This window comes from Brevibacterium sp. GP-SGM9, assembly GCF_047300845.1.
In the GTDB taxonomy this organism is placed as follows: domain Bacteria; phylum Actinomycetota; class Actinomycetes; order Actinomycetales; family Brevibacteriaceae; genus Brevibacterium.
Map to the genome: position 1 here is coordinate 3,614,077 of NZ_CP178563.1, position 13,901 is coordinate 3,627,977.

The following is a 13,901-nucleotide window of genomic DNA, read 5'->3' on the forward strand; positions in this document are numbered from 1 at the left end:
GTTCACAGCCTGTGGACGAATGTGGACGGAGAGAACACAGGGTGTGGACGGTCGAAATGACACTGGTGTAACACTGGATATAGGGGTAAGGTCGTACCCGAACACAACATCTAGTGGTCACCCTCGGACCGAATTGCCGTGATTTCAGTCATGGTCGACACGGATCCAGGTGTGGCCGAACAACCGCAGCGGAGAGCCGAAAGGCAGAATCGAGGAGTCGTCATGATCACCGTGTACACCAAGCCAGCTTGTGTCCAGTGCAACGCCACCTACCGTGCGCTCGACGCCAAGGGCCTGAAGTACAAGTCGGTTGATCTCAGCCTCGACGAGAACGCTCTCGACGTCGTCAAGGCCATGGGCTACATGCAGGCCCCCGTCGTCGTCACCGACAACGATCACTGGTCGGGATTCCGGCCGGACAAGATCGCCACCCTGTCCGGAGAGCAGACGGCGGCGTCCGTCGTGGCGTGAGATGCTTCTGGTCTACTACTCCAGCAGCTCCGAATACACCCATCGCTTCGTCGGCAAACTGCACCACCCGGCTCGCCGGATACCGCTGCTGACGAAGCAGGAGACGCTGAGGATCGACGAACCATTCGTTCTCGTGACTCCCACCTACGGGGCCGGCCCCAACCGGGGGGCCGTCCCCAAACAAGTGGTCAAGTTCCTCAACCAAGAAGAGAACCGGCGCCAGCTCATCGGCGTCATCGGTGCCGGAAACACGAATTTCGGCCAAGAATACTGTCGGGCGGCTCGTAAGATCGCCGCCAAATGCAATGTACCCCTCATGTACCGCGTCGAACTTCTGGGAACCCCGGAGGACGTCGAAGCAGTGAATTTAGGATTGGACAAACTGTGCGCGAGCTCGCTGAAGACCGCAATGTAGAGGACATCATCCGCGAAGAGACGGACCTCGACTACCATGCGCTCAACGCCATGCTGAACCTCTATGACAATGATGGTCGGATTCAGTTCGAACGAGACAAGCAGGCTGCCAGGCAGTACTTCCTGCAGCACGTGAACAACAACACGGTCTTCTTCCACGATCTCAAGGAGAAGCTCGACTACCTCGTCGACAAGGACTACTACGAGCCCGAGGTCCTCGAGCAGTACTCCTTCGACTTCGTCGAGGAGCTCTCGAAGCGCGCCTACGCTCAGAAGTTCCGCTTCCAGACCTTCCTCGGTGCCTTCAAGTTCTACACCTCCTACACCCTGAAGACCTTCGACGGGAAGCGCTACCTCGAACGCTTCGAGGACCGTGTCGTCATGGTCGCCCTGTTCCTCGCCCGCGGCGATGAGACGCTGGCGACCCAGCTCGTCGACGAGATCATCACCGGCCGCTTCCAGCCGGCCACCCCGACCTTCCTCAATGCCGGAAAGAAGCAGCGCGGCGAGCTCGTCTCCTGCTTCCTGCTGCGCATCGAGGACAACATGGAGTCGATCGGCCGCTCGATCAACTCCGCACTGCAGCTGTCCAAGCGCGGCGGTGGCGTGGCCTTCGCCCTGACCAACATCCGCGAGTCCGGTGCCCCGATCAAGAAGATCGAGAACCAGTCCTCCGGTGTCATCCCGGTGATGAAGCTGCTCGAGGACTCCTTCTCCTACGCCAACCAGCTGGGTGCGCGTCAGGGTGCCGGAGCCGTCTACCTCCACGCCCACCATCCCGATATCTACAGCTTCCTCGACACCAAGCGCGAGAACGCCGATGAGAAGATCCGGATCAAGACCCTGTCCCTGGGCGTCGTCATCCCGGACATCACCTTCGAACTGGCCAAGCGCAACGAAGATATGTACCTCTTCAGCCCCTATGACGTCGAACGCGTCTACGGCATGCCCTTCTCCGACGTCAACGTCACGGAGAAGTACGAGGAGATGGTCGACAACGCCTCGATCAAGAAGAAGAAGATCAACGCCCGCGAATTCTTCCAGACCCTCGCGGAGATCCAGTTCGAATCCGGCTACCCGTACGTGATGTTCGAGGACACGGTCAACAAGGCCAATCCGATCGACGGCAAGATCATCATGTCGAACCTGTGCTCCGAGATCCTCCAGGTCTCCGAGCCGAGCAAGTACGACTCCGATCTCGGCTACGACGAGATCGGCAAGGACATCTCCTGCAACCTCGGTTCGCTCAACATCGCCCTGACGATGGACTCCGCTGACTTCGGCCGGACCATCGAGACCGCGATCCGCGGACTGACGGCGGTTGCCGAGACCTCCGACATCCAGTCGGTGCCCTCGATCGCCCGCGGCAACGACATGTCCCATGCGATCGGCCTCGGACAGATGAACCTGCACGGCTACCTCGCTCGCGAACACGTCTACTACGGTTCGGACGAAGGCCTCGACTTCACGAACATGTACTTCTACACCGTCGCCTACCACTGTGTGCGGGCGTCGATGGAGATCGCGAAGGAACGCGGAACCGCCTTCGCCGGGTTCGAGCGCTCGAAGTACGCCAGCGGCGAGTACTTCGATAAGTACACGGATACGGAATGGCTTCCGCGCACCCAGCGCGTGACCGATCTGTTCGCCGAGGCGGGTGTGCACATCCCGACCCAGGACGATTGGCGCGAGCTCAAGGCCGCCGTTGCCGAGCATGGGATCTACAACCAGAACCTGCAGGCGGTTCCGCCGACCGGGTCGATCTCCTACATCAACAACTCGACCTCGTCGATCCACCCGGTGGCCTCGAAGATCGAGATCCGCAAGGAAGGCAAGATCGGGCGCGTGTACTACCCGGCTCCCTTCATGGACAACGACAACCTCGAGTACTACCAGGACGCGTACGAGATCGGCTACGAGAAGATCATCGACACCTATGCCGAGGCCACGAAGCACGTGGACCAGGGGCTGTCGCTGACGCTGTTCTTCATGGACACGGCGACCACGCGTGACATCAACAAGGCGCAGATCTACGCCTGGCGCAAGGGCATCAAGACCATCTACTACATTCGGCTGCGGCAGCTCGCGCTGCAGGGCACCGAGGTCGATGGCTGCGTCTCCTGCATGCTCTGATCGATGAGTTTTCAGCGGACCTGTGAGAACCGGTCCGCTGAACGTCTGAGCCGGGCCCCGTCGCATCCGGGCCCGGCCCACCTGAACCTTCGTCTGCTCCGCAGACCACAGCACTTGCAATTGGGAAGAGAGATAGCCGTGGAGAATCTGACCCTGGCCTCGCATGTCGACGCCATCAACTGGAACCGTGTCGTCGATCCGGTCGACGATGACGTGTGGGACCGTCTGACCGGAAATTTCTGGCTGCCGGAGAAGGTGCCGCTGAGCAACGACGTTCCCTCATGGGCGACGCTGACCGATGAGGAGAAGACGCTGACGATGCGCGTGTTCACCGGGCTCACCCTCCTCGACACCATCCAGGGCACCGTCGGTGCGATCTCGCTCATCCCCGATGCGGTCACCCCGCACGAGGAGGCGGTAATGACAAACATCGCGTTCATGGAGAGCGTGCACGCGAAGTCCTATTCTTCGATCTTCTCGACGCTGTGCTCGACGAAGGAGATCGACGAGGCGTTCCGCTGGTCGCGGGAGAACACCTTCCTGCAGTCGAAGGCCGACATCATCCTCAGCTACTACCGAGGAGATGACCCGCTCAAGCGCAAGGTCGCCTCGACGCTGCTCGAATCATTCCTGTTCTACTCCGGCTTCTACCTGCCGATGTACTGGTCCTCGCATGCGAAGCTGACGAACACCGCCGACCTCATCCGCCTCATCATCCGCGATGAGGCCGTGCACGGCTACTACATCGGCTACAAGTACCAGAAGGGCCTCGAGTCGCAGTCCGAGGAGCGCAAGCAGGAGCTCAAGGACTACACGATGAACCTCATGTTCGAGCTCTACGAGAACGAGGTCTCCTACACCCACGAGCTCTACGACTCGGTTGGGCTGGCCGAGGACTGCAAGAAGTTCCTCCACTACAACGCCAACAAGGCGCTGATGAACCTCGGTTACGAAGCGATGTTCCCCAAGGAGGTCACGGACGTCAATCCGGCGATCCTCGCGGCGCTCTCGCCCAACAGCGACGAAAACCACGACTTCTTCAGTGGCAGTGGATCGAGCTACGTCATCGGCAAGGCCGAGAACACCGAAGACGAGGACTGGGACTTCTGAAGCATCCTCCCAAGTGACAACATAGTGAGCCCGCGTGAACATCAGAGTTTACGCGGGCTCTTTGTCTCACGCGGCCGGCCCCGAGCGTGCGGAACGTTCGACACAGCCTAGTTGCCCGTCCTAGCCGTCGCACTCACCGCCATCCCCGCAGATGAGACGGTGACCGCACACCGGATTCGTCATTTCCGCCACCGCCGAATTCGGATAGGATTGTTCAACAGCTCGGTTCTCCGGTCAGAGGTGATTGGCAATGGCACAGGTGCGCGGCCGCAAGGTCGAATTCGACGACATCGACGAGGATGATCTCGTCGTCAGCAAACCGAAGACCGCGGCAGCGGGTCTCAAAGCCGTTGAAGTCGCCTTCGAACGCGGCCTCAAACAGGGCGGAGCCAGCCGCACCGTGCGCTCGATGTTCCGCGTCAACCAGCCGGACGGAGTCGACTGCCCCGGCTGCGCCTGGCCGGAATCGATGACAGGGGACCGGAAGAAGATCGAATTCTGCGAGAACGGTGCCAAGGCTCTCGCCGAGGAGAACACCACCCGCGTGGCCACCCCAGGCTGGTGGGAACAGCATCCCATCGCCGAACTCGAGCAGAAGACCGAGTACTGGCTCGGCCAATCGGGCCGGATCACCCATCCGATGATCATCCGCGACGGTGACACCCACTATTCGCCTATCGCGTGGTCCGAGGCCTTCGACATCATCGGCGAGCACATTCGGGTCACCGACCCGAACCGATCGGTCTTCTACACCTCTGGCAGGACTCCGAACGAGACGGCGTTTCTGTACCAGCTTCTCGCGCGCAGCATCGGCACGAACAACCTTCCCGACTGCTCGAACATGTGCCACGAATCCTCCGGCACCGCACTGTCGCCGACGATCGGCATCGGCAAAGGCACCGTCTCACTCGAAGACCTCGAGAAGGCCGAGCTCATCTTCGTGGTCGGTCAGAACCCGGGAACGAACCACCCGCGCATGCTCGGCACCCTCGCCGAATGTCGTCGCAACGGCGGCAAAGTGGTCGCGGTCAATCCGCTTCCCGAAGCCGGCCTGCTCCGGTTCAAGGATCCGCAGACTCCCAAAGGCCTGCTCGCCGACGGGGAGCGCACCAGCGACGAATTCCTGCAGATCCGCGTGGGCGGAGATCAAGCACTGTTCCAAGCCCTCGGCCACCTGCTTCTGAAAAAGGAAGCAGAAGCTCCCGGAACCATCGTCGACCGCGAGTTCATCGAATCCTCCACCGATGGCTTCGCCGACTACGCGGACGCTCGCAAGGACCTCAACTGGGCCGAGATCGAACTCGCCACCGGCCTCGAACGAACAGAGATCGAACACATCGCCGAGCTGCTTGCGGCGTCGAAGGCGACCATCTTCTGCTGGGCCCTCGGCATCACCCAGCAGCCCCACTCCGTCGACACGATCAAGGAGATCGTCAACCTGCTCCTCCTGCAGGGCAACTTCGGCAAACCCGGGGCCGGAGCCTGCCCCGTGCGCGGACATTCCAATGTCCAGGGCGACCGGACCTTCGGGATCTGGGAGAAGCCGAAGGAAGACTTCATGCAGCGACTCGACACAGAATTCGGCATCGGCGCACCGCGCGAACACGGCTACGACTCAACCGAGGCGATGCATGCCATGGCCCGTGGCGAGGTCGACGTGTTCGTCTCCCTCGGCGGGAACCTCGCGATGGCGAACTCCGACACCGCCACCATGGAAGAGGGGCTGAAGAAGACCGGCCTCACGGTGCATATCTCGACGAAGCCCAACCGCTCCCACGTCGTCCACGGGAAGACCTCGATCATCCTGCCGACGCTCGGCCGGACCGACCGCGACGACAAGCATCCGGGCGGAGCCCAGTTCCTCAGCGTCGAAAACTCCATGTCGGTGGTCAGCCGTACGCAGGGACGACTCGAACCGGTCTCGGAGCACCTGCTCGCCGAACCCGTGCTGCTGGCGCGCATCGCCGAGGCGGTGCTCGGTCCCGATCACCCTGTCGACTGGAAGGCCATGGCTGAGGACTATGACGTCATCCGCGACCACGCCTCCCGAGTCATTCCCGGCACCGAGGACTTCAATACGCGGGTGCGCGACAAGTACGGCTTCGTCCTGCCGAATCCGCCTCGCGATCACCGGTCCTTCGCCACCGCCGAGGGGCGGGCACAGTTCTCCACCAGGCCGCTGGAATACCTGCACCCGCCCGAGGGTCATCTGGTGTTGCAAACGATGCGCTCGCACGATCAGTACAATACGACGTTCTACGGACTCGACGACCGTTACCGCGGCATCTCCGGCGGTCGCCGGGTGATCCTCATCAACCCCGATGATCTTGCCCCGGCTGGTGTCGAGGACGGTGAACTCGTCGACGTCGTCTCCGTGTTCAACGGCGAAGAGCGGCGGGCCGAGAAGTTCCGCATGGTCGCCTACCCGACGGCCAGGGGCTGTGTGGCTGCCTACTATCCGGAAGCGAACGCTCTGGTCCACCGTGATCTCGTCGCCCGCGAGTCGAACACTCCCGGGTTCAAGGCCGTCATGGTCCGTTTCGAACCTCGAACGGATGACGAAGAACCCGCCGAGGTGGTCAGCGAAGTCGACGCGTTCGTCTAGTCGCGTATTTCCGACTGGGCTACGACAGGGGATGGCCGGTCAGAGCCGACCGGCATTGACTTCGACCGACTATGACACCGTCTGGACATGACAAAGCCCGACATCCCAGCAGGAGCGACCTGCGGAATGTCGGGCAGAAGTTCATCTGTCTCGGTTCATCTGCTGCTTGAAACCCAGCAGCAGGATGGGAGACCGGACAGGCGGCGGCACTCGGGCCGCCGACGTCAGACGGTGCTCACGCCGAAGGCGACGGCACCGTCACACGTTCAGGCTGCCAGCGGCGTGATCTCACGCAGCGCGGAGCCGGTGAACAGCACGGTGCGGCCGGTGGAGTCGCTGATCGCGATCTCTCCATCCGCGCGGGTGCTGATCTTCGGTTCGATCAGTCCGGCATGCTCGACGGCACGCTGGACCCACAGTGGGAACTGAGTCATCGTTCCCTCCTTTCATTTCGTCGGTGGACGGCATGCAGCAACGCACGTCATCCGTTTCGTGTTGAGTCGGCGATGGGGTGATCGCCGGTCATCGCACGTCGCCTGCCGATCGTTTCGGCGGCTGACCTGCTCAGAATGTCACCGGGGCACGAGTTGATCCGTACCGGTGGGGAATCTGCATTCGGAGGAGACACTGTCCGTGGCATCTCATCTGCACGACGAACCTGGTAGTCGATCGTCGACACGGTCATCATGTCGTCGAATTCGATCGTTGAGTGGTTCGATGAAGCCGGACCTCTCCGAATGCAAGACACCAGCTTAACGTCCCGGAGAACGAGAAGTCAAAGCGAGGTGGTGAGCCTCACGACTGCCGTGTGCGACGGTGCATTCGCAGCCACACCAGGACCGATCCGATGAGGAGCACGATTCCACCGGCAAGCAGGCCGAGCGGAAGAAGTGCACCGTCCGGGAGCCCGAAGACTCCCGACGACGACCGGGCCGCAGAGTCGTCGGCGGCACCGCTCGCAGATCCGTCGGCGTCGGCACCCGGCGAGCCGTCGGCATCCGCGGCGCTCCCGGCGTCGCTCGTCGTCTCCGAGGCGCTGGGGTCGGCACTCGGGGTGACCTTCTCACCGACGGGCACGGTCTGCAGGGATACGGGATCCTTCTGCGCGAAGTCCCACTCGAGGAGGTCGACTGCGGCCTGCCGGGAATTGTTGTCGATGCCGAGCATCGTCGCCACCACACGGTGACCGTCGCGTTCGGCCACCGCAATGTAGGAGCCCTTCGCGGTGGAGGTGTAGCCGTTCTTCAGACCCAGCCCGCCGTCGACCTGACCGACGATCTTCGTGTGGTTCTGAATCTCGTAGCCGTTGAACTTCTCCTTGGTATCGGGGTTCTTCCCGCCCGGGAATTGATAAGTCTCCGTGCCGATGACCTTCATCAGATAGTCGTCATCGCACACCGCCGAGGCGAGCTTCATCATGTCCGCGGCCGTCGTGTACTGGTCCTTCTCGTCGAGTCCCGAGGTGTTCGCAGCGTGGGTGTGATTCATTCCCAGCTCGGCGGCCTTCTCGTTCATCAGCGCCACGGCCTTGTCCTGCCCGCCGGCCGCCCGACCCAGCGCATTGGCCGCATCGTTGGCACTCGACATCAGCATCGCGTGGAAGAGCAGATCGACGGTGTACTTGTTCTTCTGCATGAGACCGACCTTCGTGCCGTCGATCTGCATGTCCTCGAACTCCGCCTCGACCTTCTGCTTCCGATCGTCGAGGACATCGACGAGAGCCAGAGCGGTGAGCAGCTTGATCGTCGAGGCCGGCGCGTGCTTCTTCTCCACGTTCTTCGCCGCGTGCAGCTCACCCGTATCGAGGTCCCCGACCAGCCACGACGTTCCCACCGGGACCGGTGACTTCGCCCCATCGCCGAGGTCGTCCGGCGTCACGTACGCCTTCGCCGTCTTCTCCGCCTGCTGGGTATCGGCCCAGGACGCGGTGGGGGCGAGGGCGAGCTGGGCCCCGACGAACAAGAGCGTGACCAACGCGGCGAGGGCCAGCATGAGCCTCGACCGCCCTGCACCCGGCACAGGGATGTCAGCGGTCGCTGTCGCAGTCGTCGTCGCACCTGCGGGGCAGGAAGCAGTGATGTCGGAAGAACGCATGCGCCCCAGTCTACTTTCGTGTCCGGCTCGGAATCCTCAGGAAATGCTCCGTAGGCCGGCTCGCAGGGAATGCGAAAGGCGGCCGTGCACTCGAAAGTGCACGACCGCCTCGGCGCTGGTGCCGGCTGAAAGCCGCGCGAATCACACCGCGCGGATCACACCGCGCGACTCACACCGTTCGGATCAGAACGCGCGCTGCAGGACCGCCTGCTTGACCTCGGAGATCGCCTTGGTGATCTCGATGCCGCGAGGGCAGGCCTCGGTGCAGTTGAAGGTGGTGCGGCAGCGCCACACGCCTTCCTTGTCGTTGAGGATCTCGAGGCGCATGTCCCCGCCCTCGTCACGCGAATCGAAGATGAAACGGTGCGCGTTGACGATCGCGGCCGGACCGAAGTACTGGCCGTCGGTCCAGAACACGGGGCACGACGAGGTGCACGAAGCGCAGAGGATGCACTTGGTGGTGTCGTCGAAGGCCGCGCGCTGCTCGGCGGACTGGAGGCGCTCACGCGTGGGCTCGTGGCCCGAGGTGATGAGGAAGGGCATGATCTCGCGGTACGACTGGAAGAAGGGCTCCATGTCGACGATCATGTCCTTCTCGAGCGGAAGGCCCTTGATCGCCTCGACGGTGATCGGCTTCTTCGTGTCGAGATCCTTGAGCAGGGTCTTGCACGCCAGACGGTTGCGACCGTTGATGCGCATGGCATCCGAGCCGCACACGCCGTGGGCACAGGAACGGCGGAAGGACAGCGAGCCGTCGATCTCCCACTTGATCTTGTGCAGGGCATCGAGCACACGGTCGGTGCCGTACATCGTGACGTTGTACTCCTCCCAGTGCGGCTCCGAGTCCTGTTCGGGGTCGAAGCGTGCGATCCGGAAGGTGCAGTCGAAGGAGGGGATCGAGCCGCTGTCGCCGGCCACGTGGTCGGGCAGGTCGATCTTCGATGCGGGTTCGGCTGTTTCTGCAGTGGTGCTCATCAGTACTTACGCTCCATCGGCTGGTAACGGGTGACGATGACGGGCTTCGTCTCCAGGCGCATGCCCTTGATGCCGTCGGTCTCCGATTCGGGATCGAGGTAGGTCATCGTGTGGTGCATGAATCCCTCGTCGTCGCGGTTCGGGTAGTCCTCCCGGAAGTGTCCGCCGCGGGATTCCTTGCGGTGGATGGCTGCGACGGAGATGACCTCGGCGAGTTCGAGCAGGAAGCCGAGCTCGACAGCCTCGAGCAGGTCGAGGTTGTAGCGCTTGCCGCGGTCCTGGATGCCGACGTTGTTGTAGCGTTCGCGCAGCTTGGCGATCTCGTCCAGGGCTTCCCGGAGGGTCTCGTCGGTGCGGAACACCTGCACGTTGGCGTCCATGATGTCCTGCAGGTCCTTGCGGATGGCGCCGATGCGCTCGGTGCCGTCGGAGGTCCGCATCTTCTCGAGCAGGGCGACGACGTCGGACTCGGAGTCCTCCGGCAGCTCCACCTCATCGGCGGTCTTCGCGTATTCCGCGGCGGCGATGCCGGCGCGCTTGCCGAAGACGTTGATGTCGAGCAGCGAGTTCGTGCCCAGACGGTTCGAACCGTGCACGGACACGCAGGCGCACTCACCGGCGGCGTAGAGGCCGGGGATGACGGTGTCGTTGTCGCTAAGCACCTCGGCGCCGATGTTCGTCGGGATTCCGCCCATCGCATAGTGCGCGGTCGGGAAGACGGGCACCGGTTCCGTGTAGGGCTCCACGCCGAGGTAGGTGCGGGCGAACTCGGTGATGTCCGGCAGCTTCTCATCGATGTGCGCGGGCTCGAGGTGGGTGAGGTCGAGGAGGACGTAGTCCTTGTTCGGACCGCAGCCGCGGCCTTCGCGCACCTCGTTGGCCATCGAACGCGCGACGATGTCACGCGGAGCGAGGTCCTTGATCGTCGGGGCGTAGCGCTCCATGAAGCGCTCACCGTCGGAGTTGCGGAGGATGCCGCCCTCACCGCGGGCCGCCTCGGACAGGAGGATGCCCAGTCCGGCCAGACCCGTCGGGTGGAACTGGAAGAACTCCATGTCCTCGAGCGGGATGCCCCGGTTGTAGGTCACGGCCATGCCGTCACCGGTCAGGGTATGTGCGTTCGAGGTGGTCTTGAAGACCTTGCCGACGCCGCCGGTGGCGAAGACGATCGACTTGGCCTTGAAGACGTGGATCTCACCGGTGGCGAGTTCGTAGGAGACGACGCCCGCGGGACGCTTGACCCCGTCGACCTCGGTCATGACGAGGTCGAGGACGTAGAACTCGTTGTAGAACTCGACGCCGTGCTTGACGCAGTTCTGGTAGAGCGTCTGGAGGATCATGTGTCCGGTGCGGTCGGCCGCGTAGCAGGAGCGGCGGACCGGTGACTTGCCGTGGTCGCGGGTGTGACCACCGAAGCGACGCTGGTCGATCTTGCCCTCGGGGGTGCGGTTGAAGGGCAGCCCCATCTTCTCGAGATCGAGGACGGCGTCGATGGCTTCCTTCGCCATCACCTCGGCGGCATCCTGGTCGACGAGGTAGTCACCGCCCTTGACGGTGTCGAAGGTGTGCCATTCCCAGTTGTCCTCTTCCACGTTCGCCAGTGCGGCGCACATGCCGCCCTGAGCGGCGCCTGTGTGGGAACGGGTGGGGTAGAGCTTGGTCAGCACAGCGGTGCGGGCGCGCTGGCCCGATTCGATCGCCGCGCGCATCCCGGCGCCGCCGGCACCGACGATGACCACGTCGTAATGATGTACCTGCATGTTTCTCCTTTTAGGCCTGGCAGAACGACGCCAGCAGTGCGGGGTCGGCTCCGGCCGGGCAGGGATCGAAAGTGAAGATGACGAGCGTGCCGAGCACGATGACGACGATCGAGGCGATGTAGAGGATCACCTGAAGGCTCATGCGGGTGCCGGGCTTCTCGGCGTAGTCCATGATGATGGTGCGCAGGCCGTTGGTGCCGTGCAGCATCGCCAGCCACAGCATGAGCAGATCCCAGATCTGCCAGAACGGGCTGGCCCACTTGCCGGCGACGAATCCGAAGTCGATGGCCTGAACGCCTTCGCCGGCCCACAGGTTGACGAAGAGGTGGCCGAAGATGAGGATGACGAGGACGATGCCGGAGATGCGCATGAACAGCCAGGCGAACATCTCGAACTTCGACCGGGTCGACTTGTGCCGCGAATATCCGGTGCGCGGAGCCGGAATGGATGTTGTGCTCATGTCAGCCTCCGAACGTGTGCATCATCTGGCGGGGGATGAACGCGAGCATGATGATGAGCCAGATGATCATGACTCCCCAGAACAGCTTCTTCTGGTTCTTCGGGCCACTCTTCGAGAAATCGACAAGAATGACGCGCAGACCGTTGAACGCGTGGAATGCGATCGCGGCGACGAGGGCGATCTCGCCGAATGCCATGACCGGTGTCTTATAGGTGCCGATCACGGCGTTGTAGGCCTCGGGCGAGACGCGGACGAGTGCAGTATCGAGCACGTGGACCAGAAGGAAGAAGAAGATTCCGACGCCTGTGACGCGATGCGCGACCCAGGACCACATTCCTTCGTTTCCTCGGTACAGAGTGCCCGTAGACGCTTTGGCCACGGAGCATCCTCCATCTTGGGTAATTCGACTGTGTACGTCTAGAAGCTACGCTCAACACCGCCTCGGTGCCAGTCGAGACACCGCCGAGAGCCGCGGATCACACCACAACCCTGGCAGTTCCCTCAAAATTGGGATTTGCGGTCTCATGGAATTTCATTTAGGTCACAGTCGTATTCGCTAATTCCGGGGTTCACGTGTGTGACCTGGGAGGTCGAAACGCCCGCCGAGGCGGGGGATTGGCAGGTGTTCGGCATCGCCGAGGGTGATGCCGAGTCCGGATCCCCGGCACGGGGGTTCCGGTTCTCCTCACCCCGACACGGCGGACAACATCGCTGAACCCCTGCCCGAACTCTGAGACACTGATTTCGTGAACACCCACTTCCACGCCATCATCCCTGCCGGCGGATCCGGAACTCGGCTCTGGCCGCTCTCGCGCAAGGCATCCCCGAAGTTCCTCCACGATGTGCTCGGCACCGGACGCTCCCTGATCCAGTCCACCTGGGACCGCGTGGCCCCCATCGTCGGTGACGAGAACGTCTGGGTCGTGACCGGACAGAGCCACCTCGAGCAGGTCGCCGAACAGCTGCCGGAGATCTCGCCGGCGAAGATCCTCGCCGAACCCTCACCCAAGGACTCCGCGGCAGCGATCGGCCTGGCCACCATGCTCATCGCGCAGGAGGACCCCGAGGCGATCGTCGGTTCGTTCTCCGCCGATCACTCGATCACGAACGTCGACGAATTCCGCCTCGTCATCGACCAGGCCTGCGTTGCCGCCGAGACCGGCGACATCGTCACCGTGGGCATCATGCCCCGCAATCCAGCCACTGCCTACGGCTACATCGAGACCGGTGAGCTGCTCGGCCTCGACGGTGCGCCGACGGCCAGGCGGGCCAGGGCCTTCGCCGAGAAACCCGCCGCGAGCACCGCCCGCAAGTACGTCAACTCCGGCCGCTACCGGTGGAACGCCGGCATGTTCATCGCCAAGGCCTCGGCTCTCCTCGACGTGCTCGCCACCGAAGACCCCACCCTGTTCGCCGGGCTGAGTCGGATCGCCCGGGCCTGGGGCACCGAGGCCCATGAGGACACCCTCGCCGAGGTGTGGCCCGGCCTGGAGAAGCGAGCCATCGACTACGTCGTGGCCGAACCCGCTGCCGCAGCAGGCCGCGTCATCGTCATCCCCGGCGACTTCGGCTGGGACGACGTCGGCGACTTCGACTCCGTGGCCCGCCTGCGCCAGCCGGTGCCCGGCGAACCCCGCGGGGTCATCTCCATCGGCGGCAACTGCGACCTCCTCGAGGTCGACTCCTCCGGAGTCGTCTTCTCCGAACAGCCGCGCACCGTGGCCATCGTCGGACTCGATGACCTCGTCGTCGTCGACACCGAGGACGTCCTACTCATCACCTCCCGCTCGCACGCGCAGGACGTGAAGAAGGCCGTGTCTCTGGCCGGTGAGCGCGGACTCGACGACCTCCTCTGAGGCGGAGCCTGCGGCGGGATCTG

At 63.1% G+C, this 13,901-nt stretch carries 12 protein-coding genes; 6 read left to right on the plus strand and 6 right to left on the minus strand.

Annotation, left to right across the window (positions count from 1 at the left end):
• Nucleotides 1-222: 222 nt before the first annotated feature.
• From nrdH to ACH82I_RS16170, 5 genes are all read left to right on the plus strand, one after another.
• Nucleotides 223-471 (plus strand): glutaredoxin-like protein NrdH, encoded by a 249-nt coding sequence (gene nrdH / locus ACH82I_RS16150; RefSeq protein ID WP_413334093.1) that lies wholly within the window; start codon nt 223-225, stop codon nt 469-471.
• A gap of 1 nt (nt 472) precedes the next feature.
• Nucleotides 473-886, plus strand: a complete 414-nt coding sequence (gene nrdI, locus ACH82I_RS16155; RefSeq protein WP_413334094.1) for a class Ib ribonucleoside-diphosphate reductase assembly flavoprotein NrdI — start codon at nt 473-475, stop codon at nt 884-886.
• A gap of 5 nt (nt 887-891) precedes the next feature.
• Nucleotides 892-3,018: a class 1b ribonucleoside-diphosphate reductase subunit alpha gene (gene nrdE / locus ACH82I_RS16160; protein ID WP_413336775.1), complete on the plus strand. Its 2,127-nt coding sequence runs from the start codon at nt 892-894 to the stop codon at nt 3,016-3,018.
• A 138-nt stretch (nt 3,019-3,156) separates the two neighbouring features.
• The gene (nrdF, locus tag ACH82I_RS16165; protein WP_413334096.1) at nt 3,157-4,128 is read left to right on the plus strand and encodes a class 1b ribonucleoside-diphosphate reductase subunit beta; all 972 of its coding nucleotides are present in this window, start codon (nt 3,157-3,159) and stop codon (nt 4,126-4,128) included.
• Between the two features lie 250 nt (nt 4,129-4,378).
• On the plus strand, nt 4,379-6,733 hold the full coding sequence (locus ACH82I_RS16170; protein WP_413334098.1) for an FdhF/YdeP family oxidoreductase: 2,355 nt from the start codon (nt 4,379-4,381) through the stop codon (nt 6,731-6,733).
• A 266-nt stretch (nt 6,734-6,999) separates the two neighbouring features.
• On the opposite strand, the gene ACH82I_RS16175 is transcribed toward ACH82I_RS16170, so the two are convergent.
• From ACH82I_RS16175 to sdhC, 6 genes are all read right to left on the minus strand, one after another.
• On the minus strand, nt 7,000-7,167 hold the full coding sequence (locus ACH82I_RS16175) for a hypothetical protein (protein WP_230744900.1): 168 nt from the start codon (nt 7,165-7,167) through the stop codon (nt 7,000-7,002).
• Between the two features lie 361 nt (nt 7,168-7,528).
• On the minus strand, nt 7,529-8,827 hold the full coding sequence (locus ACH82I_RS16180) for a D-alanyl-D-alanine carboxypeptidase family protein (protein ID WP_413334099.1): 1,299 nt from the start codon (nt 8,825-8,827) through the stop codon (nt 7,529-7,531).
• A 183-nt stretch (nt 8,828-9,010) separates the two neighbouring features.
• Nucleotides 9,011-9,802, minus strand: a complete 792-nt coding sequence (locus ACH82I_RS16185; RefSeq protein ID WP_230744902.1) for a succinate dehydrogenase iron-sulfur subunit — start codon at nt 9,800-9,802, stop codon at nt 9,011-9,013.
• The gene (gene sdhA / locus ACH82I_RS16190) at nt 9,802-11,562 is read right to left on the minus strand and encodes a succinate dehydrogenase flavoprotein subunit (RefSeq protein WP_413334100.1); all 1,761 of its coding nucleotides are present in this window, start codon (nt 11,560-11,562) and stop codon (nt 9,802-9,804) included. The genes ACH82I_RS16185 and sdhA overlap by 1 nt, the downstream gene beginning before the upstream one ends.
• A 10-nt stretch (nt 11,563-11,572) precedes the next feature.
• Nucleotides 11,573-12,022, minus strand: coding sequence for a succinate dehydrogenase hydrophobic membrane anchor subunit (locus ACH82I_RS16195; RefSeq protein WP_230744904.1), 450 nt, complete (start codon nt 12,020-12,022; stop codon nt 11,573-11,575).
• A 1-nt stretch (nt 12,023) separates the two neighbouring features.
• Nucleotides 12,024-12,401 carry a succinate dehydrogenase, cytochrome b556 subunit gene (sdhC, locus tag ACH82I_RS16200; protein WP_230744905.1) on the minus strand — a complete coding sequence of 126 codons (378 nt, stop codon included), beginning with the start codon at nt 12,399-12,401 and terminating at the stop codon, nt 12,024-12,026.
• A gap of 367 nt (nt 12,402-12,768) precedes the next feature.
• Between sdhC and ACH82I_RS16205 the strand changes: the two genes are divergently transcribed.
• On the plus strand, nt 12,769-13,878 hold the full coding sequence (locus ACH82I_RS16205; RefSeq protein WP_413334103.1) for a mannose-1-phosphate guanylyltransferase: 1,110 nt from the start codon (nt 12,769-12,771) through the stop codon (nt 13,876-13,878).
• Nucleotides 13,879-13,901: the final 23 nt, after the last annotated feature.